The organism is Marinicauda salina (genome assembly GCF_003122085.1).
GTDB lineage: Bacteria > Pseudomonadota > Alphaproteobacteria > Caulobacterales > Maricaulaceae > Maricicauda_A > Maricicauda_A salina.
Genome location: NZ_QEXV01000001.1, coordinates 942,766 through 964,305 on the forward strand (window position 1 = coordinate 942,766; position 21,540 = coordinate 964,305).

The following is a 21,540-nucleotide window of genomic DNA, read 5'->3' on the forward strand; positions in this document are numbered from 1 at the left end:
GATATGACGGCGCGCCGGCCACGAGCGCCGCATCGTGCAGCCGCCGTCAGGGAGCGCGCATGACCGTCAGGCTGACCCTGCTCTTCAATCCCTACGCCGGCGCGATGCAGAGGCCCGGCGGCGCGGGGCTGAGGGCGCGTCTGGAGGCGGCCGCGCAATGGGCCGACGTCGCCGTGCGCGTGGTTGGCGACGACGCCGCGGCGGCGGCGCGAGAAGCCTGCGACGAGGGCGCGGACATCCTCGCCGTCGCCGGCGGCGACGGCACCGCGCGCGCCGTCGCCGAAGCCGCCGCGAAGTCGGCTTGTCCCGTCTCGGTCATGCCGCTGCCGCTGGGCACGACGAACCTCCTGCCGCGCCGGCTCTACGGCGTGCGCACCGCCGAGCAGATCCTCGCCGAGGCGAAGGACTACACGCCGGTCCGGCTGCACGCCGGCGCGCTTGGCGAGCGCTATTTCTTCATCCTCGCCGCGGCGGGCTTTCCCTCCCGGCTCGCCGAGGCGCGCGAGGACATCCGGCTGCGCGGCAAGGGGCGGCGCTTTCTCGACGCGCTGGGGCGGGCGCGCAGCGCGCTGGGTTCGGCCTTCAAGCCGAGCCTCAAGCTCTACGCCGACGGCTCGCCGGTCTATTTCCACCGCGCCAGCGCCGTGCTGGTCGCGCCGGGCGGGCTCGACGCCGTGCTCTCGATGGGGCCGGTCGAGGCGGGGCGGACGCAGCTGGAGTGCATCGCCGCGCGCCCCCGCCACGTCTTCGACGCCGCCGGCATCACGGTCGCCGCGCTCATGCGCGACTGGCGCGAGCACGCCCGCGTGCGCCAGCGCTGGGTCGACGAGCTCGTGGTGCGCGGCCGCGACCGCCTGCCGGTGATGCTCGACGGCGAACCCGCCGAAATCGACAGCCCCGCGGCCTTCTCCTTCATTCCCGAAGCTGCGAGCTTCCTGGCGCCGTGACCCGGATCCTGCATATCGCCGACCTGCATTTCGGCCGCGAGGACGAGCGCCTGGTCGCCGCGCTCGCCGAGGAGGCCGAGCGCCTCGCCCCCGACGTGATCGTCGCCGCCGGCGATCTTACCACGTTCGGCCGGCGCCGCGAGTTCGCGGCCTGCCGCGCCCTGTTCGAGCGCTTCTCCGCGCCGGTGGTCGCCTCGCCGGGCAATCACGACGTGCCCTACGCCAACATGTTCTCGCGGCTGGTCTCGCCCTGGGGACGCTTTCATCACCGCATGGGCGACACCGTCGCGCCGCGCTACCGCGATCACCAGATCGCCGTGGAGAGCTTCGAGACGGCGCGCGGGGCGCAATGGCGGCTCGACTGGTCGCTGGGCAAGGCCCGACCCGACCAGGCGCGCGAAGTCGCCCGGCGGCTCGCCGCCCACGGCGGACGCGAGACGCTGCGGGTCGTCGCCTGTCACCATCCGCTGGTCGCGCCGGGCGGGCTGACGGGGCGGGCGAAGACGAAATACGGCGCGGCGGCCGCCGACGTGTTCATCCAGGGCGGCGCGGATCTCGTGCTGACCGGCCACATGCACCAGGTCTTCGCCCTGGTCGAGCGCTGGGACGGCCATTCATGCTGGTTCGTCGGCGCCTCCACGGCGCTGTCCAGGCGCACGCGCGACGAGCCGGCCGGGTTCAACGTGCTCGACGTCGACGACCATCACTTCTCGATGCACGTCCATGTCGCTACGCCGGAGGGCGGCTTCGTCCGCTCCGAGACGCGCCGGCTCGATCGCGCCGAGGCCGAGCTCGTGCCCGAGCATCCCGGCGAACCGGGGATCTAGCGCCCGCCGGCGCTAGTCGGTGGTGACGTCCTCGATGGTCTCGCCGGTGCGGGTGATGTCGCGTCCGAGACCCTGGATGGTCTGGCAGGCGGCGAGGGCGGACGCCGCGGCGAGCACGGCGGCGAAGCGAAGGGCGAGTTTCATGAGGCGGAGTCTCCGGCGCGGGCCCAGGATGAAATCGCCGGAAGGATAGCCCGAGGCGCGCGCGGGCGAAAAGAAAAAGGCGCCCCGGGACGGACCCGGAGCGCCTTCAGGGTTGCGCGGTCGGCCGCGACTACCAGATCGAGACGCGGTCCTCCTCGGGCAGGTAGAGATCGTCGTCCTCGGAGACGTCGAACGCGGCGTACCAGGCGTCCATGTTGCGCACGACGCCGTTGACGCGGAATTCCGACGGGCTGTGCGGATCCGTGCGGATGCGCGAGATCAGGTTGTCCTCGCGATACAGGCGCCGCCAGACCTGGGCCCAGGCCAGGAAGAAGCGCTGATCGCCGGTGAAGCCGTCGATGACGGGCGCCTCGCCGTCGGGATAGTTGGCCTCGACGTAGTCGCGCCAGGCCGCGTAGGCCATCTCCATGCCGCCCAGGTCGCCGATATTCTCGCCCAGCGTGAAGCGGCCGTTGACGGTGTAGCCCTCGACGGGGACGTACTGGTCGTACTGGGCGACCAGCTCGTCGGAGCGCTCGACGAAGCGCTCGTTGGTCTCTTCGGTCCACCAGTCGCGGATCCGGCCCTCGGCGTCGAAGCGGCGGCCCTGGTCGTCGAAACCGTGGCCGATCTCGTGACCAATCACCGCGCCGATGGCGCCGTAATTGATCGCCGGGTCGGCGTTCGGGTCGAAGAAGGGCGGCTGCAGGATGCCCGCCGGGAAGGTGATCTGGTTGAGCAGCGGGTTGTAGCTGGCGTTGACCACCTGCGGCGGCCAGTTCCACTCGCGCCGGTCGACCGGTCCGGCGAGGTCCTCGAGATCCTCGCTCCACTGGAACTCGGCCATGCGGATGCGGTTGCCGAAATAGTCGTCGGCGTTGATCTCGAGGCCCGTGAAGTCGTCCCAGACATCGGGATAGCCGATGCGCGGTTCGAACGTAGAGAGTTTCTCCAGCGCCTCGGCGCGGGTCTCCTCGTCCATCCAGGACAGCGTCTCCAGCCGGTCGCCGAAGGCGTCGACGAGATTGGCCACGAGGCCTTCCATCTGCTCGCGCGACGACGGCGGGAAGTGGCGGTCGACATAGATCTGGCCGATGGCGTGGCCGAGCTGGCCGCCGACCAGGTTGACGCCGCGCTTCACGCGCGGGCGCTGCTCCTCGATGCCGTTCAGCGTCGCGGAGAAGAACTCGAAATTGGCCTGGTCGAACTCGTCGCCGAGCCAGGCGGCCCGATCCGACAGGAAGTGGAAGGTCAGGTAGTCGCGCAGCGTCGCGATGTCGGTTCCGGAGAAGATCTCGCCCGCGCCGGCGATCGCGCTCGGCGTCGTCACCACGAAGCTGTCGCGGCCGCCGAGACCGAGATTGTCGAGGTTCGACTCCCAGCTGAACTGCGGGGCCAGCTCCTGGAGTTCGGCGAGGCTCATGACGTTGTAGATCTCGGTGATCTCGCGGGTGCGCTCCTGCTCCCAGTGCACCTCGGCGAGCGCGGTCTCGAGCGCCATGATCGCCTCGGCCTTCTCCGTGCCGCCCTCGATCCCGGCGAGCTCGAAGACGCGCGCGATATAGTCGAGATAGGCGGCGCGATAGCGCTGCGAGGCCTCGTCGTCCTCGAGGTAATAGTCGCGGTTCGGCATGCCGAGGCCGGACTGGCCGAGGAAGAGGGTGTAGACCGACGTGTCCTGGGGATCGGGCACCACGCCCACGCCCCACGGCGCGGCGTAGTGGACGGTCGCGAACATCGCCGCGGCGTCGTCCCAGTCCTCGATGGCGGCGATCTCGTCCAGCCAAGGCTGCGCCGGCTCGAGCCCGCGCGCATTGATCGTCTCGACGTCCATCCAGCTGTTGAACAGGTCGCCGACGAGCTGGGCGTTGGAGCCCGTCTCGACGTTCTCCTGGGCGGCGGCGTCCTCGATGATGGCGAGCACATCGTCCTCGGCCTCGATCGCCAGCTTGGTGAACATGCCGTAGTTCGACCGGTCGGCCGGGATCTCGGTGCGCTCCAGCCACGCCTCGTTGGCGAACTGGAAGAAGTCGTCGCCCGGATCGAGCTCGGCGTTCATGCCCGAAACGTCGAAGCCGAAATCGCCGATCTCGGGTTCGGCGTCCTGGGCGAAGGCGGCCGCGCCGCTCATCGCGATCACGCTCGTGGCGAGCAGAAGTCGTTTCATCAGGTCGTTCCCCTCTTGTGGATTGGCTGGTTGACCGGCGGCGCAGATATTACTGCGCCGCCGGCGTTTGTCATTCCGCCGGCTGCTCGGCGTGACCGACATCGACTTCCTCGTCCTTGCCGCTGACATGGCCGGAATAGGTCGCGCCGATGCCGGGGTGGCGCTGGCCGGTCCAAAGAGTCTGGATCAGCCGCTTCACGTCGACGCCGACGGCGTAGAGCGCCGGCACGAGGAAGAGCGTCAGGAACAGCGCGAAGATCACCGCGAAGCCGAGCGAGATCACCATCGGCTTGAGGAACTGCGCCGCGGTCGAGCGCTCGGCGATCATCGGCAGCACGCCGATGAAGGTCGTCACCGTGGTCAGCAGGATCGGCCGGAAGCGCTGCACGCCGGCGTCGACCAGCGCCTGGAAGGCGCCCACGCCGCGGCTCCTGAGCCGGTTCACGAAATCGACGAGCACGAGATTGTCGTTGATGACGATGCCCGCGGCCGCGCCGATGCCGAACATCGAGAACAGCGCGAACGCCTCGCCCAGGATGAGATGGCCGAACACCGCGCCGGCGAAGGCGAACGGAATGGCGGTCATGATCATCAGCGGCTGGGCGTAGGAGCCGAACGCCACCGCCAGCAGGACGTACATCAGGCCGATCATGATCACCTGGAGACCGATCACCTCCTGCATGAACTCCTGCTGGGCCTCGGCCTCGCCGATCGCGCCGACGGAGACGCCCGGGAAGCGCTGCTCCCACTCGGGGAAGAAGGTCTCCTCGAGCTCGCGGCGGATCTCGCCGGCCGCGTCGCGGTCGGTCAGCTCGGCGCTGACGGTCACGGTCCGCTGACGCTCGCGCCGCCGGATGCGGCTGATGCCCGGAGCGAACTCGGCGTCGGCGACGGCGGCCAGCGGCACCTCGCGGCCGTCATTGGTGCGGATGCGCAGATTGTTGATGGCGTCGAGGCTCTCGCGGGACTCGCGCGGGTAGCGCACCATCACCCGGACGTCCTCGCCGCCGCGCGGCAGGCGCTGGACCTCCTGGCCGTAGAAGGCCTGGCGGACCTGGCTGGTGACGTCGGCGAGCGTGAGCCCGAGCGCTTCGGCGTCCGGCTTCAGCGACAGGCGCAGCTCCTCGGCCGAGGTCTGCAGGTTGTCCACGACGTCGTAGGTGACCTCATAGGCGCGCAGGCGGTCCTTGAGATCCTCGGCGGCGTCGCGCAGCACGTCGAGATCGGAGTGATTGATCGCGAACTCCAGCCCGGGCCCGACCTGGTTGAGCGTCGAGTCGAAGCGGATCTCCTCGGCGTCCGGGATCGGGCCGAGCGCGTCGCGCAGCCGCTGCGCCACGTCGGCGGTCGGGATGCGGCCGGGCCGGTCCTCGGGCGGGGCTATATTGATCCAGGCCCGAACACTGCCGTCAGTGGCCAGCGTCGAGCGGTTCATGATCATGTCGCGCTCGCCCGGGAACTCCTCGCGATAGGCGAGCTGGACCTCCTCCTCGGCCTCGTCGAGCCGCTGGCGGATCGTTTCGGTCCGCGACCAAGGCGTGCCCTCGGCGAGCGTGATGTTCACGCGGATGAGGTCGCTCTCGATTTCCGGCATGAAGCTCATCGCCACGCGACCGGTGCTCATCAGCACGATCGACAGGCCGAACGCGCCGATGAACAGGATGATCGTCGCGTAGCGGTGCCGGATGGCCGCAGCCAGCGTCGGCGCATACATCCGCCGGGCGAACCAGACGAGGCTGTCGGCGATCCCGTTCTGCAGCGCGAGGAAGGGACCGAGGATCCCCGAGCGCTTCTGCGGCCCGATATGCGACAGGTGCGCGGGCAGGATCAGCAGCGATTCGATCAGCGAGAAGGCCAGCGCGGCGACGATCACCAGCGAGATCTGGCGCGTGAACTGCACCTCGGGTCCGGACAGCAGCATCCAGGGCGCGAAGGCCATCATCGTCGTGATCACCGCGAACACGACCGGCTTGGCCACCATCTGCACGCCGACGATGCCCGCGGTGAGGCCGCGCTCGCCGCGTTCGACGCGATTGTGGATGTTCTCGCCCACGATGATGGCGTCGTCGACGACCACGCCGATCACGATCAGGAAGGCGAACAGGGACAGGAAGTTCAGCGTGATGCCGATCAGCGGCAGCACCATGAAGGCGCCGGCGAAGGCCGTCGCGATGCCGATCGTCACCCAGAAGGCCACGATCGGGCGCAGGAACAGCACCAGCACGGCGAGCACCAGGGCGAGGCCGAGCAGCGCGGAATTGCCGATCACGGTCAGCTGCGAGTTGAACTGGTCGGCGCCGTCCCACCATTCGGACAGCTGGACCGAGCTCGGCAGCTCGGACTGCTTGCGCTCCATGTAGGCCTTCAGGCCGTTCGACACGGTGATGATGTCGGAATTGCCCGTCGAGCGGACCGCGACGATCACCATCTCCTCGCCGTTGAAGGTGGCCCGCAGATTGGCGTCCTGCAGCCCGTCGATCACGTTGGCGACGTCGCCGACGCGCACCACGCCGCCTTCGGGCGTCTGGCGCACGACGATGTTCTCGAACTCGGCCGCGGTGTCGGCGAGCTGGCGCGAGGTGATGCGCACATCGCCGAGATCGGTCCGCACCGAACCCGCCGAGGCGTTGATCGACGCGTTCGAGATGGCCCGGGCGACGTCGGAGAAGGTGACGCCGTAGCGCCGCATGTTCTCCTCGGAGACCTCGATGGAGACCTCCTCGTTGAGCGTGCCCATGACGTCGACGAGGGACACGTCGGGAACCGTCGAGGAAACCTCGTCGCGGATCTCGCGGGCGATGCGCTGGAGCTCGCGCCGGTCGACGTCGCCGTGCACGGCGAAGCCGGCGATCTGGTCCTGGTTGCGCCACTGGCGCACGATCGGCCGGTAGGCGTCGCGCGGCAGGTTGTTCACAGAGTTCACGCGGCGTTCAATCTCGTTGACGAACTCGCCCGCGTCGAGGGTCGACTCGCCCTCGACCCAGATCCGCGCCGAGCCCTCGCTGGCCGTGGCGGTCAGCTCGTCGATGCCGTCGATGTCGGAGAGCGCCTCCTCGATGCGGACGATGATCTGCTCCTCGACGTCCTGGGGCGACGCGCCCGGCCAGGACATCGAGATCGTCGCGCCCGGGAACTGGGCGCCGGGATTGTTCTCCCGCTGCATCGAATTGAAGCCGATGACGCCGCCGATGAGCGCGATGATCATCAGCAGGTTCGCCGCCACGGAGTTGCGCGCCCACCAGGCGAGAATGCCGCGGCTCTCGTATTCGTCAGGTCGTTGAACCATGTCGGTTGCTCCTGTCTGCGCGCGGCTGATCAGCCGGCGCGCGCCACGGCCGCTTCGGAGGTCTGTTCGCCCTCGGCCTCGTCGTCATCGGACTCGGCGTCGGTCTCGTCGAGCGGCTGGCCGTCGGGGCCCAGCGGGGTGATGCTCATGCCGTCCGCGGCGCCGCGGACGGGCGAGGTCACCACGCGCTCGCCGGCCTCGACGCCGGAGGCGAGGACGACCTGGTCGGCGGTCGTGTTGATCACCGTGGCGTTGCGGATCGACAGCGTGCCGTCCGGCTCGGCGACATAGACCTGGTTCTCGCCGCGCAGGGCGCTGCGGGGCAGGATATAGGCCTGCTCGATGGCGCGGCCCTCGATCGCAGCGTCGACGAACAGCCCGACCGCCAGCGGCGCGCCGGTCTCTTCGGCGGCCGCGCCGTAGGGATCGTCGACCTCGACCATGGCCGACATGGTGCGCGTGCGCGGGTCGATGGCGCTGTCGGTGCGCACCAGTTCGCCCGTCCATTCGCGGCGTTCGCCGGCGACGGTCGCCGTCAGGGCCACCGACGGGCCGGGAGTGTCCTCCGTCGCGCGGAAGGCGACCGGGATGCCCAGCTGACCGAGCTCGGCGTCGGTCAGCGGCAGCCGGACCTGGGCGACATTGGTGGAGAAGACCCGGCCGATCTGCACGCCCGGCGAAACATACTGGCCGACATCGGCCATCTTCTCGCGGACGCGGCCGTCGAACGGCGCGGAGATGCGGGTCCGCCGCAGGTTGAGGCGGGCCTCGGCCAGGCTCGCCTCGGCGGCGGCCAGCTGGGCGCGCGCATCGGCGAGCTGCGGCTGACGGAGAGTCAGCGGGGAGGCTTCGCCCTCGCCGATCGCCTCCCACTCCTGGCGGGCGAGATCGGATTCGGCCTCCTCGCGGATCAGCTGCTGGCGGCGCTGGGCGACCAGGGCCTCGGCGCGCGTGACGGCGAGCTGATAGTCCTCGTCCTCGAGGCGGATCAGCGTCTCGCCGGCCTCGAAGAAGCCGCCGTCGACGAAGCTCGGATTGACGTACTGGATGCGACCGGAGACCTGCGCGGTGAGCGAGATCTCCGTGAGCGGGCGCACCTCGCCCTGGGTGCGCACGGTCAGGCGGACCGGGGAGGTTTCCGCTTCCGTGACGAACACCGCGGTGGGCTGGGGCGTGAAGTCCGCCCGCTCGGGCTGGGGCGCCGTCTGCACCAGCGTGGTGAAGACGATGAAGAACGTGACCGCCAATCCGGCTGGCAATCCGAAGAGAATGAGGCGACCGACCGACTTTCTCATGACCAACTCTCTTTATTTTCGAGTGTTCTAGTTATTGATGCCCGCGACGCCGCCGCCGGATGCAAAGTCTCCGGCGATGGCGAGGTGCAGGGCGACGCGGTTGTCCGCGCGTTCGCGCCGGGCCGCGATGAGCTGCGACTCCGCGCTGATGAGCCGGGACTGCGCGTCCAGCAGCTCGAAGATGGTGGCGACGCCGCTGGCGTACTGGCGTTCGACGAGCTGCAGCGCGGCTTCGGCTTCCTGGCGCGCCTCGGCCAGCGCGGCGACGCGATCGGCCAGGGTCTGGTCGGCGTAGATCGCGTCCTCGGCTTCGCGCAGCGCGGCGAGCGCGGTCTCGACGTAGCGGGCCGCTTGCTGGCGGGCGACCGCTTCGGTCCTGTCGCGTTCGGCGCGCAGCGCGCCGCCGCGGAAGATGGGCGCCAGGATCGACGCTGAAACCGTCTCGATCAGGGCGTCGCTGTCGAACAGGTCGCCGGCGTCCTCGGTCTGGCTGCTCACCGCCGCGCGCAGGTTGAGGCCGGGATAGAGCGCCTTGCGCGCGGCGCGCGCGGAGAAGCCCGACGCGGCCAGGCGGGACTCGGCGGCGACGACGTCCGGCCGGCGCGCGAGCAGGGCCTCCGGGCCGCCGGGATCGGGCAGGCCGCCCAGCTCCGGCAGGTCCGTCTCGTGTTCGATCCGGCCGCCCGGATAGCGGCCGAGCAGCGCCTCGAGGCGCCGGGCCGCGGCGGCTTCCGCGCGCTGTCGCGACGCCAGGCCGGCCCGGGTCGAGGCCAGAGCCGAGCGCTGGGTGCGCACGTCGGAAGACCGCGCGACGCCGCGCTCGAAGCGGCGCTCGACGATGGCGAGCTGCCGGGCGCGCGTCTCTACGTCGTACGCGGCGAGCTCGGTCTGCAGGCGCGCTTCGATGAGCGCGAACCAAGCCTGGGCGGTGGCGCCGGCGATCGACAGCTGCGCCCCGTAGAGGTCGGCGCGCGCCGCCTCGGCGCTGAGCGCGCCGGCGCGGGCGTTGTCGGTGAGCCGGCCCCAGACGTCGATCTGCCAGCTCGCCTCGACACCGAAATCGTAGCCGGTGCTGTCGCCGGCGGCGGTGTCGGTCTGGCTGATCCCGGTCGACGCGTCGACGCTGGGCAGGCGCGGCGCGCCGGCGGCGCGGGCGCTGGCCTGCGCAGCCTCCAGGCTTGCGGCGGCGGCGGCCACGGTCGGGTTGGCGTCGAGCGCCTCGCCGACCAGCGCGCTCAGGCGGGGATCGTTGAACGCCGCGACCCAGTCGTCGGCGCGGGCCTCGGTCGTCTCCGGGCTGGCCAGGAACGTTTCGGGCGCGTCGATATCGGGCGCGACGGCGAGCTCGGGCGCGCCGGCGCAGGCGGCGACGGTGAGCGTGGCGGAAATGAGCAGTGAGCGCCGGAGCAAGGGCCCCCTCCATTCATGGATCATGTTCAGCTGTCACCCGACCCTATTCAGGGCTTTCTGAAAGTCAATCAAAATTTATCGAAAAACGCTAAAAAGTTCTCGAATTACGAAAAATTCATGCGGCGAGCAGGGTTGATCGGATGCGAGATTCAGACGGATGCGGAAATTCGAAAAAGCATGATAACAAGCGATTATGGCCGAACTTCGGAGGTCCGATCCCGGCGGACGAGAAAACCGTTCCCGTCCTCGCGCCCGCGACGTCGTCGCCGTCGCCGCGGTCGGCGTGTTCATGCTGGTCTTCCTGACGGTTTCGGGCGAACTCGCCTTCGCGCCGTTCGTCGGCGCGGCGCTGGCGCTGGCCGCGCTCGCGCTGATCTACTATCTGGGCGCGCTCGGCGTCGCCGGTCCGGGACCGCGGCCCGCCGCGGCGAGCACCGTCCGGCCGGTCGACAGCGAGACCGCCGAGGCGATGCTCGATCGGTTGTCGCTCCCCGTCCTTCTCATCGGTCCCGCGGGGCGGATCGAACGGGCCAACCCGGCGGCGCGCGCGTTCCTGGGCCTCGGGGTCGAGCGCGGCCTGCTCTCGACCGTCCTGCGTCAGCCGCGCGTGCTGGAGGCGGTGAACGCGGCATTGCGCGGCGAGCGCGGCGCGACGGTCGAGTACTCGACGCGGGCGCCGCTCGAGAGCCATGTCCGCGCCATCGTCGAGCCGATCCGGCTGCCGACGCCCGAGCAGACGCCGCTGCGCGCCATGCTGGTGCTGGCCGACGAGACCGCGTCGAAGCGGGCCGAGCGGATGCGCGCCGACTTCCTCGCCAACGCCAGCCACGAGCTGCGCACGCCGCTCGCCTCGCTCAGCGGCTTCATCGACACGCTGAGCGGCCCCGCCAGGGACGATCCCGAGGCGAGCGAGCGCTTTCTCGGCATCATGCGCGAGCAGACCGAGCGCATGCGCCGCCTGATCAACGATCTGCTCTCGCTCAGCCGCGTGGAGATGAACGAGCACGTGCCGCCGTCGGGCGAGTGCGACCTGGCGGCGCTTGCGGGCGATGTCGTGCGCACGCTGTCGCCGATGGCCGAGCCGCGCGGCCTCTCGATCGCCGTCGAGGCGCCCGACGAACCCGTCCGCATCGGCGGCGATCGCGACCAGATCTACGAGGTGATCGAGAATCTCGTGGAGAACGCGCTGAAATATTCGCGCGACGGCGGCCGGGTGCGGATCGTCGTGCGGACCGATCGAAGCCGCGACTCCGCCGAGCAGCCGGCCGAGCGCATCGCCGCGGATTCGGCCCGGCTGACGCTCGCCGCGCCGGCGATCGATCCCGCCGCGCGCTACGCCGTCGTACGCGTCTACGACGAGGGCGCGGGAATCGAACGCCGATACCTGCCCCGGCTGTCCGAGCGATTCTTCCGCGTCAGCGGCCAGAAGAGCGGACCCAGGTCCGGCACCGGACTGGGCCTGGCCATCGTAAAGCACATCGTCTCGCGTCATCGCGGCGGGTTCGCCGTCGAGAGCGCGCCGGGTTCGGGATCCGTATTCACCGTTTTCTTTCCAACGGTTGAGGCGGATTCGGCCGCCCGAACCGAAGATGACGCCGACGCTGTCACAAAACCGTAGTCTAAACGTCATATGACGGGCCCGACCGAGCCCGGGGCCGCGGCGGCGGCCGCAGGGCGGGGCTTTCGCGCCGCAACCGACTGACGGATTGATGCAGGCTGCTCTCTTTACTGCGCTCGCGCTCGTCGTGCTGACCGCGATCGGCCTGCTCGTGGGGCGTCGGCGGGCTTTCGCCGCCGCCGCCGGCGCGCCCGTCCGGCTGCATTCCCTGCCGTCCTATCACGGTTATTTCGTCGCGCTCTGGACCGGCGCGCCCGCCGCCGTCCTGCTGGCGCTGTACGGCGTGTTCGGCGCGACCATCGTCGATTCCCTGACCATGGCCGAGCTGCAGGAGGAGGCGGCTCCGCTTCTTCGCGCCTACGAGGAGCGGCTCGCCGGCGACGCCGAGATCGCCGCGCTGCGCGAGGACGAGGCGCGCATCGCCGAGGCGCTCGCCGCGGCGCGCAGCGAATCCGGCGCGCACGAGACGATCAATCGCCTCTCGCGGGAGCGGACGACGGTGGCCGATTCGCTCGCGCGCCAGCGCAGGGAGATCGCCGCGGAAACCGCGGCGCGCGCGCCCGACAGCGAGGCCGGCCTGCGCGCCCGGGCGGGATTCGAATACGCGCTGGCGCCGCGGGAACGGCGCCAGCTGTTCATCGCCGACGCGCGGGCCCTGGCGTTCGGCGAAGGCACCGCCAGCCGCGATGCGCCGACGCTGCGCGCGGCGGCCCGCGCGATGCGGCCGCTGGAGAGCCGCATGAAATGGGGCGTGGCGGGCGGGGCGATCGCGCTCGCGCTTGCAGGCTTCGCCTGGGCCCGCAGCCGGGTCGGGCCGGACTTCCGCGCGCGCAACCGCGTCGAGCGCGTGGTCGGCGGCGTGCTGATGCTGGCCTCGGCCATCGCCATCCTCACCACGCTGGGCATCGTGCTGTCGCTCCTGTTCGAGAGCCTGCGCTTCTTCGAATCCATCGACTGGCGCCTGCACGAATTCCTGTTCGGCACGCAGTGGAGCCCGCAGATCGCCATCCGGGACGACCAGGTGGGCCAGTCGGGCGCGTTCGGCGCGGTGCCGCTGTTCGCCGGCACCGGGCTCATCACCCTGATCGCGATGGCCGTGGCCGTGCCGGTCGGCCTGATGTCGGCGATCTACCTGTCGGAATACGCCGGCTCGACCATGCGCGCCTGGGCCAAGCCGATGCTCGAGATCCTCGCGGGCATCCCGACCGTGGTCTACGGCTTCTTCGCCCTGCTCACGGTCGGGCCGTTCCTGCGCGACCTGGCGCTGTTTCTCGGCTACGAGGACGCCGTCACCCAGAGCGCGCTGTCGGCGGGCCTGGTGATGGGCGTGATGATCATCCCCTTCGTGTCCTCGCTGTCCGACGACGTGATCAACGCCGTGCCCCAGGCGCTGCGCGACGGGTCCTACGCCATGGGCGCGACCAAGTCGGAAACCGTCCGCGGCGTGGTGGTTCCCGCGGCCCTGCCGGGCATCGTCGGCGCCGTGCTGCTGGCGGTGTCGCGCGCCGTCGGCGAGACGATGATCGTGGTGATGGCCGCCGGCCAGGGCGCCAATCTGACGGCCAACCCGCTCGAGGCGGTCACGACGATCACCGTCCAGATCGTCATGCTGCTCACCGGCGACCAGGAGTTCGACAGCCCCAAGACGCTGTCGGCGTTCGCGCTCGGCCTGGTGCTGTTCGCCCTGACGCTGATCTTCAACATCATCGCGCTGCGCGTGGTTCAGAGGTTCCGGGAAAAGTATGACTGACGCGCCCGCTTCATCCCGCGACATCCGCGCGGCGGTCGAGGCCCGCCTCGCCAAGCGCCATCGCGCGGAGCGCCGCTTCCGCGCCTACGGGCTCGGCGCGATCGGGTTGGCGCTCGTCTTCCTGGTCCTGCTGCTCGGCTCGATCGTGCTGCAGGCCGCCGGGGCGTTCACCGCGCACCGGCTGACCCTGCCCGTCGAGATCGAACGCGCGGCGGTCGATCCGCGCGGCGACATGAGCGAGGCGTCGCTGCGCCGGGGCTCCTACAACACGGTCATTCAGCAGGCCCTGCGCGAACAGTTCCCCTCGGTGTCGGACGCCTCGGCCCTGCGCGAGCTGTTCGGCCTGTACTCGGCGGTGAACGCCGCGCGCCTGCTCAACCAGGTGGTCGACGATCCCGATCTCGTCGGCGAGCGGATCGAGTTCGCGATGCCGCTGTCCGACGACGCCGACCTCTATCTCAAGGGCGCGACGGTCGACGAGACGCGCCGGCCCGGTTCGGCGCCGATCACTATCGCGATCGAGGACGGCGCGGCGCGCATCGAGGGCGAGGCGCCGGTGTTCGCCGCATTCCTCGACGCCATGGACGCCGTCGTGCGCGAGCGCGTCGCCGCCGCGCGCGAGCGGGCCGAGGCCGCCCGCGCCGCGGCGTCGGGCGCGGCGACCCGCGACGAGGCGGCCGCCGCGCGCGCCGAGGCCGAACGCAGCGCGGCTCTGGCCGACCGGCTCGAGGCGCGCCTCGGGGCCGATCCGGTGACGCTCGGACCGGGCACGCCCAGCCTGTTCGTGGCGGCCGCCGACGGCGTCGTCGCGATCGAGCGCATCGCCGCCGACGGGCGCAGCGCGGTCGGGACCCCGGTGATCGCGCCGCAAGCGACGGGGCGCATGGACGACTGGACGCTGTGGGAGCTGGAGACGCCGCCCTCGGCGCGGCGGATCTCGGACCGCCAGATCGTCTGGACGCGCGCGCTCGAGGAACGCGGCTTCGTCCAGAACGCCTTCAACACCACCCTGTTCACCCACGCCGACAGCCGCGAGCCGGAGCTCGCCGGCGTGCTCGGCGCGATGATCGGCTCGATGCTGACCATGCTGGTGACGATGGCGCTCGCCGTGCCGATCGGCGTCGGCGCGGCGGTCTATCTCGAGGAGTTCGCGCCGAAGAACCGGATCACCGGGATCATCGAGGTCAACATCAACAATCTCGCCGCGGTGCCCTCGATCGTGTTCGGCCTGCTCGGCCTCGCCGTGTTCATCAACTTCTTCGGGCTGCCGCGCTCGGCGCCGCTGGTCGGCGGCATGGTGCTCGCGCTGATGACGCTGCCCACCGTCATCATCTCCTCGCGCGCCGCGCTGAAGGCCGTGCCGCCGTCGATCCGCGAAGCCGCGCTCGGCGTCGGCGCATCGAAGACCCAGGCGGTGTTCGGCCACGTGATCCCGCTGGCCGCGCCGGGCATGCTCACCGGCTCGATCATCGGCCTGGCGCAGGCGCTGGGCGAGACCGCGCCGCTGCTGATGATCGGCATGGTGGCCTTCATCGCCGATCCGCCCACGGTCGGGCCGGCCGGATTCACCGAGCCGGCCACCGTGATGCCCGTCCAGATCTTTCTCTGGTCCGGCGCGGCCGAACGCGCCTTCGAAGCCCGCACTGCGGCGGCCATCCTGGTGCTGCTCGCCCTGATGGTGATCTTCAACGCGGCGGCCATCTGGCTGCGCCGCCGGTTCGAACGGAGATGGTGACCGTGTACGACGAAGCCCGCGCGAGCGGAGACGCCGAGACTGTCTACCACGCCGCCGAGGAATCGCGGGCGACGAAGGTCGCCACGCGCGACGTCGACGTGTTCTACGCCGACAAGCAGGCGCTCGACTCGATCAGCGTCGACATCCCCGATCGCTCCGTGACGGCCTTCATCGGCCCGTCGGGCTGCGGCAAGTCGACCTTCCTGCGCTGCATCAACCGCATGAACGACACGATCGACACCGCCCGCGTGAGCGGATCGATCACGATCGACGGCGAGGAGATCAACGATCGCGCCGTCGATCCGGTGGTGCTGCGCGCGCGCGTCGGGATGGTTTTCCAGAAGCCCAACCCGTTCCCGAAATCGATCTACGACAATGTCGCCTACGGCCCGAAGATCCACGGCCTGGCTTCCGACCGCGCCGAGCGCGACGCCATCGTCGAGACCAGCCTGAAGAAGGCCGGCCTCTGGGACGAGGTCGCCGACCGGCTCCACACGCCCGGCACCGCGCTGTCGGGCGGCCAGCAGCAGCGCCTCGTCATCGCGCGCGCGATCGCGGTCAACCCGGAGGTGATCCTGATGGACGAGCCGTGCTCGGCGCTCGACCCGATCGCCACGGCCAAGATCGAAGAGCTGATCGACGAGCTGCGGCAGAACTACTGCATCATCATGGTCACCCACTCGATGGCGCAGGCCGCGCGCGTCTCCCAGATGACCGCCTTCTTCCATCTCGGCGCGCTGGTGGAGTTCGGGCCGACCGAGCAGATGTTCACCAACCCGAGCGATCAACGCACGCAGGACTATATTACGGGACGGTTCGGATGAGCCGGCCGCAAGGCCGCTTCCCGCGGCGCTGAAAGGATTTCGCCATGACGCAGCAAGGCGCAGGCCACCAGCACATCGTCAAGGCCTTCTCCGAGGAGCTCGAGCATCTCGCCGGCGACGTCGCGACCATGGGCGGGCTCGCCGAGAGCATGGTCTCCGACGCCGTCGAGGCGGTCGTCAAGCGCGACGGGCGTCTCGCCGAGGACGTGGTCGAACGCGACAAGCAGGTCGATACCTATCATCGCGACCTTGAGCGCCAGATCATCCGCCTGCTCGCCCTGCGTCAGCCGATGGCCACCGACCTGCGCTCGTGCATCGCCGCGCTCAAGATCTCCTCGGACCTCGAACGCGTCGGCGATCTCGCCAAGTCGATCGCCCGGCGGGTGCGCGTCCTGAACAGGAGCGAGCCGGTGGCGCTGACCAAGTCGGTCGAGCGCATGGCGCGCCTCGTCCAGTCCCAGCTCCACGAGGTGCTCGACGCCTACGCGACCGGCGAGATCGAGCGCGCCGTCGGCGTCTGGGAGCGCGATGACGAGGTCGACGAGCACTACAACTCGCTGTTCCGCGAGCTGATCACCTACATGATGGAGGACCCGAAGATGATCGGGGCCGCCGCCCATCTCCTGTTCGTCGCGAAGAATCTCGAGCGGATGGGCGATCACGCCACCAACATCGCCGAGGACATCCATTATGTCGTCACGGGCAAGGAGCTGACGGCCGAGCGTCCGCGCGGGCCGCGGCCGGAAGCGCCGGAGTAGAGCAGGGAATCGCGCCATGCAGGCTCATGTTCTTGTGGTCGAGGACGAGGACGCGCTCGCCGAGCTGCTCCAGTACAATCTGAACAAGGAAGGCTTCCGCGTGTCCGTCGCCGGCGACGGCGAGGAGGCGATGATGCTTGTCGAGGAAGACCAGCCCGACGTCGTCATCCTGGACTGGATGCTCCCCAAGCTGTCGGGCATCGAAGTGTGCCGGCGCCTGCGCGGCCGCCAGGAAACCCGCAACGTGCCGATCATCATGCTCACCGCGCGCGGCGAGGAGGGCGACCGGATCCGCGGGCTGGACACCGGCGCCGACGACTACATCGTCAAGCCTTTCCTGATGAAGGAGCTGTTCGCGCGCCTGCGCGCCGTGCTCCGCCGCATTCGGCCGGGTCTGGCCGAGGACAAGGTCACGTGCGGCGACATCACCATCGACCGCGCCGCCCATCGCGTGGTGCGCGGCGGCGAGGAGATCCACCTCGGGCCCACCGAGTTCCGTCTGCTCGATCACCTGATGCAGCACCCCGGCCGCGTCTTTTCGCGCGAGCAGCTGCTCGACGCGGTCTGGGGCGCGGACGTCTATGTCGAGGCCCGCACCGTCGACGTCCATGTCGGCCGGCTGCGCAAGGCGCTGAACAAGCACGCCGAAACCGATCCGATCCGCACGGTGCGCTCCGCCGGCTACGCGCTGAACGCGCCGGCCTGATCGCGCCGCGCGGGGCGGTGGCGCGGCTCTCGCGGCGCCACTAGGGTGCGCCTTTTCATTGAAGGCGCAATGCGCAGCCATGACCGAAGAAACGTCATTCCTTTCGCATCTCTGGTATCTCGGCGCGCCGTCGCGACGGCTCAAGCCTGGAGCGATGCTGCGCAAGGTGATCATGGGCCAGCCGATTTTGCTTGCCCGCGATTCCGAGGGGAAGGCGTTCGCAATCCGCGATATCTGCCCGCATCGCGGAATCCCGTTGTCCGAGGGCCGGTTGCTCGAGGACGAAAGCGGCGCAGTCGAAATCGAATGCGCCTATCACGGCTGGCGGTTCGGTCGGGAAGGGCGCTGCAAGGCGATCCCCTCGCTCGTCGAGGGCCAGCAAGTGGACCTGTCGAAGATCTGCGTGCGGCGCTATCCCGTGCGCGAGCATCAGGGGCTGGTGTGGGTGTTCGTCTGCGACACGCCGGTCGAAGGCCCGGCGATGGCGGAGGCCGAGCCGGTGGAGCCGCCGTTTCCGCCGCCCGACATACCCGGCGTGGGCGAGCGGCGGCCCAACTATGTCCACGTCGTCGAATTCGCCTGTCATGTGGACAATGCGATCATCGGTCTGATGGACCCGGCGCACGGGCCCTATGTCCACCAGTCCTGGTACTGGCGCAGCTCGGGGAACATGTACGAGAAGGAGAAGCGTTTCGCGCCGGTCGAACGCGGCTTCTCGATGGTCAATCACCCGCCCTCGAGCAATTCGCTAGCCTACAGGGTGCTGGGCGGAAAGCCGACGACGGAGATCGCGTTCCGGCTGCCGGGCGTGCGTACGGAGCATGTCCGCGTCGGCGAGCGCTTCGTGACCTCGCTCACCGTCGTCACCCCGATCGATCATGAGCGCACCGAGGTCACCCAGGTGCTGTACTGGGATCACCCCGTGCTGACCGCGCTCAAGCCCCTGCTGGGCGTCTTCGCGCGCGCCTTCCTCGACCAGGATCGCGTCATCGTCCAGAAGCAGTACGAGGGCCTGAAGTTCAATCCGCGCCTGATGCTGATCAACGACGCCGACGTTCAGGCGAAGTGGTACTTCAGAATGAAGAAGGCCTGGACGCGGTCGGTCGAGACCGGCGCGGAGTTCGTTCACCCGCTGCAGGACGAGGTCACGCTGCGCTGGCGCAGCTGACCCGCAAGAAGAAGGGCGGCGCCGCGCGGCCCCGCCCTTCGTCTTCGTCCCGGCGATCCCCGCTTCGCTCAGAAATTCACCCGGCGCGTCGCCTGCAGGCTGTCGAGCACGGCGCGCGCGTCGTCGGTCGGCTTGCGCTTGCGCTTGGACTGCGGCTGGTAGGCCATCTCGGCGTGCGCCTCGCAATACGCGCCGCCCGGCGAGGCCTTGCGGCCGCAGAAGCGGAAGGTGGCGTCGGCCGGGTCGCCGATGGGCCATTTGCACATGCTCTCGCGCAGCGTCAGCACCGTGGCGTACTCGCCGTTGGGCAGGCGGGCGGCCTCGACCGGCGCGGGCCTGGGCGCCGGCGCGGGGGCGGACTTGGCCGCGGCCGGCTTCGAACGCGCCGGCGCATTCGGGGTCCGGCGCGGCTTGGCGGCGGGCTTCGACACGACGCGGCGGGTCGGGCGCGACGGCGCGGCGCGGCCCGACAGCCCAAGGCGGTGCACCTTGCCGATCACGGCGTTGCGGGTGACGCCGCCGAGCTCCTTGGCGATCTGGCTTGCGCTCAGACCCTCAGCCCACAGTTTTTTCAGCGTTTCCACGCGTTCTTCGGTCCAAGCCATGGCGGTGCGCTCCTCGCCTGCTACGCTCTGCACGAAACCTACCCGTTGGGGCGGCGCCCGGCCTCAATCCCAATATCTTGGGGCCGGACACGAGATACAGTATCCAAGGGCGGTTTCGACACAAGATGCGGAAACGAATCGGGCGTGGATAACTGCCGCAGCCGGCGCCTCGCGCAGCCGCGCCGGGCCGTGCTAGAGGACCGTCAACCCCGCCGCCGGAGTCGCCCATGGCCGAAGACGCCGCCAAGCAACCCGCCGTTCCCGGCGCCGCCTCGCCGGAGCCCCGCGCGATCGGCGCGGTCAACTGGCTCGGCCTGTGGACGCTGTACAAGAAGGAGGTCCGCCGCTTCCTGAAGGTCAGCTTCCAGACGGTGCTGGCCCCGGTCGCGACGACGCTGCTCTACATGACGGTGTTCTCGCTCGCCATCGGCGCGCGCCGCGGCGACGTCAACGGGATCGAGTTCACCGCCTTCCTGGCGCCCGGCCTGGTCATGATGGGGCTTCTGAACAACGCCTTCGCCAATTCGTCCTCGTCGCTGATCGTGGCGAAGGTCCAGGGCAACACCGTCGATTTCCTGATGCCGCCGCTATCGCCGGCCGAGCTGGCGGCGGGCTTCATCGGCGGCGCCATGACGCGCGGCGTCATCGTGGCCGCGGCCACCGCGATCGTCATCGCACCCTTCGTCGACATGTCGATCGCGCACGCCGGCGCGGTCGCCTTCTACGGGCTGTCGGCGGCGGCGATGCTGTCGATGGTCGGCGTGATCGCGGGCATCTGGGCCGAGAAGTTCGACCATCTCGCGGTGATCACGAACTTCATCATCATGCCGCTCGCCTTCCTGTCGGGGACGTTCTACTCGATCGAGATCCTGCCCGAGCCGTTCCAGACGATCAGTCATTTCAACCCGGTTTTCTACATGATCGACGGGTTCCGTTACGGCTTCATCGGCCAGGCCGACGGCGCGCTGTGGATCGGCGCCGTCGCGATCACCGCCATCAATCTCGCCCTGCTCGCGGCGAGCTATCTCGTCCTGCGCACGGGATGGCGCTTGAAGACCTGAGCGCGGCGGGCGTAAACCCGCCGCATCTTTACCGGACCGAATGGAGCGACCGCATGCCGAAGCCCTTGATGGAGACCTACGCCCCGCCCGAGCAGATCTTCGAGCGCGGCGAGGGCGTGTTCCTCTACGAGCGCAGCGGGGAGGAGTATCTCGACTTCATCTCGGGCATCGCGGTCAACGGCCTCGGCCACGCCCATCCCAAGGCGGTCGCCGCGCTCAAGGCGCAGGCCGAGAAGCTCTGGCACACCTCGAACATGTTCCGCGTGCCCGGCCAGATCGAGCTCGCTGAGAAATACTGCCGCGACAGCTTCGCCGACCGCGTCTTCTTCACCAATTCCGGCGCCGAGGCGATCGAGTGCGCGCTCAAGACGGCGCGGCATTACCACTACGCCAATGGCCAGCCCGACCGCTATCGGATCGTGACGGTGACGGGCGCCTTCCACGGCCGGACCTACGGGGCGATCAACGCCGGCGGCAATCCGAAATACCTGGAAGGCTTCGGCCCCCGCATGGAGGGCTTCGACCAGATCGAGTTCGGCGATCACGACGCGCTGCGCGCCGCCGTCACCGACCAGACCGCGGCGGTCCTCGTCGAGCCGGTCCAGGGCGAGGGCGGGGTCCGCGAGATCCCGGAAGTCTGCCTGCGCGGCCTGCGCGAGCTGTGCGACGAGCGCGGCGCGCTGCTGATCTATGACGAGGTCCAGTGCGGCGCCGGGCGCACCGGCAAGCTCTGGGCCCATCACTGGGCGGGCGACGCCGCGCCCGACATCATGGCCGTGGCCAAGGGCGTCGGCGGCGGCTTCCCGCTGGGCGCCTGCCTGGCCACCGACGCCTGCGGCGAGCACATGGTCGTGGGCACCCACGGCTCGACCTTCGGCGGCAATCCGCTGGCGATGGCGGTGGGCAATGTCGTCTATGACGAGCTCACCCGCGAAGGCTTCCTCGACCATGTCGTCGAGATCTCGAACTTCCTGCGCCAGCAGCTCGGCTCGGTCGCCGACGCGCATTCCGACAAGGTCGAGGAAGTGCGCGGCAAGGGCCTGCTGCTCGGGCTGAAGCTGCGCGAGGGCTATGTGAACAAGACTCTGGCGAAGCACGCCCGCGATCACCACCTGCTGATCGGAGCGGCCGGGGACAATGTCGCGCGCATGGCCCCGCCGCTGATCATCGAGGAGGCGCACGCGCGCCGGGCCGTCGAGACGCTCGACGCGGCTCTGGGCGCGCTGCAGCCCGAATAGA

General features: G+C 69.7%; 17 protein-coding genes. 11 read left to right on the top strand and 6 right to left on the bottom strand.

The features are described 5' to 3' along the window. Positions 1-59 precede the first annotated feature (59 nt). On the top strand, positions 60-947 hold the full coding sequence (locus DDZ18_RS04310; RefSeq protein ID WP_109252094.1) for a diacylglycerol/lipid kinase family protein: 888 nt from the start codon (positions 60-62) through the stop codon (positions 945-947). Continuing rightward, complete coding sequence (locus tag DDZ18_RS04315; protein ID WP_158272062.1) at positions 944-1,774, top strand: metallophosphoesterase family protein; 831 nt, start codon at positions 944-946, stop codon at positions 1,772-1,774. The genes DDZ18_RS04310 and DDZ18_RS04315 overlap by 4 nt, the downstream gene beginning before the upstream one ends. Positions 1,775-1,786: 12 nt before the next feature. Here DDZ18_RS04315 and DDZ18_RS04320 read toward each other — a convergent pair whose 3' ends face one another. The 5 genes from DDZ18_RS04320 to DDZ18_RS04340 all read right to left on the bottom strand — a co-directional run bounded on the left by DDZ18_RS04320 (position 1,787) and on the right by DDZ18_RS04340 (position 10,076). Then, complete coding sequence (locus DDZ18_RS04320) at positions 1,787-1,918, bottom strand: entericidin (RefSeq protein WP_109252095.1); 132 nt, start codon at positions 1,916-1,918, stop codon at positions 1,787-1,789. A gap of 130 nt (positions 1,919-2,048) precedes the next feature. Then, positions 2,049-4,085: a M13 family metallopeptidase gene (locus DDZ18_RS04325; protein ID WP_109252096.1), complete on the bottom strand. Its 2,037-nt coding sequence runs from the start codon at positions 4,083-4,085 to the stop codon at positions 2,049-2,051. A 70-nt stretch (positions 4,086-4,155) separates the two neighbouring features. After that, positions 4,156-7,371, bottom strand: a complete 3,216-nt coding sequence (locus tag DDZ18_RS04330) for an efflux RND transporter permease subunit (RefSeq protein ID WP_109252097.1) — start codon at positions 7,369-7,371, stop codon at positions 4,156-4,158. Between the two features lie 29 nt (positions 7,372-7,400). Next, positions 7,401-8,666, bottom strand: a complete 1,266-nt coding sequence (locus tag DDZ18_RS04335) for an efflux RND transporter periplasmic adaptor subunit (protein ID WP_109252098.1) — start codon at positions 8,664-8,666, stop codon at positions 7,401-7,403. Positions 8,667-8,693: 27 nt separating this feature from the next. After that, entirely contained in the window at positions 8,694-10,076 is a 1,383-nt protein-coding gene (locus DDZ18_RS04340) for an efflux transporter outer membrane subunit (protein WP_233245697.1), read from the bottom strand. A gap of 193 nt (positions 10,077-10,269) precedes the next feature. On the opposite strand from DDZ18_RS04340, the gene DDZ18_RS04345 reads away from it, so the two are divergent. The 7 genes from DDZ18_RS04345 (at position 10,270) to DDZ18_RS04375 (ending at position 18,635) form a co-directional block, all read left to right on the top strand. After that, complete coding sequence (locus DDZ18_RS04345) at positions 10,270-11,694, top strand: sensor histidine kinase (protein WP_109252100.1); 1,425 nt, start codon at positions 10,270-10,272, stop codon at positions 11,692-11,694. 91 nt (positions 11,695-11,785) lie between these two features. Further along, the gene (gene pstC, locus DDZ18_RS04350; RefSeq protein WP_109252101.1) at positions 11,786-13,444 is read left to right on the top strand and encodes a phosphate ABC transporter permease subunit PstC; all 1,659 of its coding nucleotides are present in this window, start codon (positions 11,786-11,788) and stop codon (positions 13,442-13,444) included. Then, a complete protein-coding gene (pstA, locus tag DDZ18_RS04355) occupies positions 13,437-15,179 on the top strand; it encodes a phosphate ABC transporter permease PstA (RefSeq protein ID WP_109252102.1) in 1,743 nt (580 codons plus the stop codon). Before pstC ends, pstA begins: the two co-directional genes overlap by 8 nt. Beyond that, entirely contained in the window at positions 15,173-16,003 is an 831-nt protein-coding gene (pstB, locus tag DDZ18_RS04360; RefSeq protein WP_109252103.1) for a phosphate ABC transporter ATP-binding protein PstB, read from the top strand. Before pstA ends, pstB begins: the two co-directional genes overlap by 7 nt. Before the next feature lie 44 nt (positions 16,004-16,047). Then, positions 16,048-16,761, top strand: coding sequence for a phosphate signaling complex protein PhoU (gene phoU, locus DDZ18_RS04365; protein ID WP_109252104.1), 714 nt, complete (start codon positions 16,048-16,050; stop codon positions 16,759-16,761). A 16-nt stretch (positions 16,762-16,777) separates the two neighbouring features. Beyond that, positions 16,778-17,467 carry a phosphate regulon transcriptional regulator PhoB gene (gene phoB, locus DDZ18_RS04370; protein ID WP_109252105.1) on the top strand — a complete coding sequence of 230 codons (690 nt, stop codon included), beginning with the start codon at positions 16,778-16,780 and terminating at the stop codon, positions 17,465-17,467. A gap of 79 nt (positions 17,468-17,546) precedes the next feature. Beyond that, a complete protein-coding gene (locus DDZ18_RS04375) occupies positions 17,547-18,635 on the top strand; it encodes an aromatic ring-hydroxylating oxygenase subunit alpha (protein ID WP_109252106.1) in 1,089 nt (362 codons plus the stop codon). Between the two features lie 68 nt (positions 18,636-18,703). Here DDZ18_RS04375 and DDZ18_RS04380 read toward each other — a convergent pair whose 3' ends face one another. Beyond that, complete coding sequence (locus DDZ18_RS04380; RefSeq protein ID WP_109252107.1) at positions 18,704-19,240, bottom strand: GcrA family cell cycle regulator; 537 nt, start codon at positions 19,238-19,240, stop codon at positions 18,704-18,706. A 227-nt stretch (positions 19,241-19,467) separates the two neighbouring features. On the opposite strand from DDZ18_RS04380, the gene DDZ18_RS04385 reads away from it, so the two are divergent. Further along, entirely contained in the window at positions 19,468-20,301 is an 834-nt protein-coding gene (locus tag DDZ18_RS04385) for an ABC transporter permease (protein WP_109252108.1), read from the top strand. 53 nt (positions 20,302-20,354) lie between these two features. After that, entirely contained in the window at positions 20,355-21,539 is a 1,185-nt protein-coding gene (locus DDZ18_RS04390; RefSeq protein ID WP_109252109.1) for an aspartate aminotransferase family protein, read from the top strand. Position 21,540: the final 1 nt, after the last annotated feature.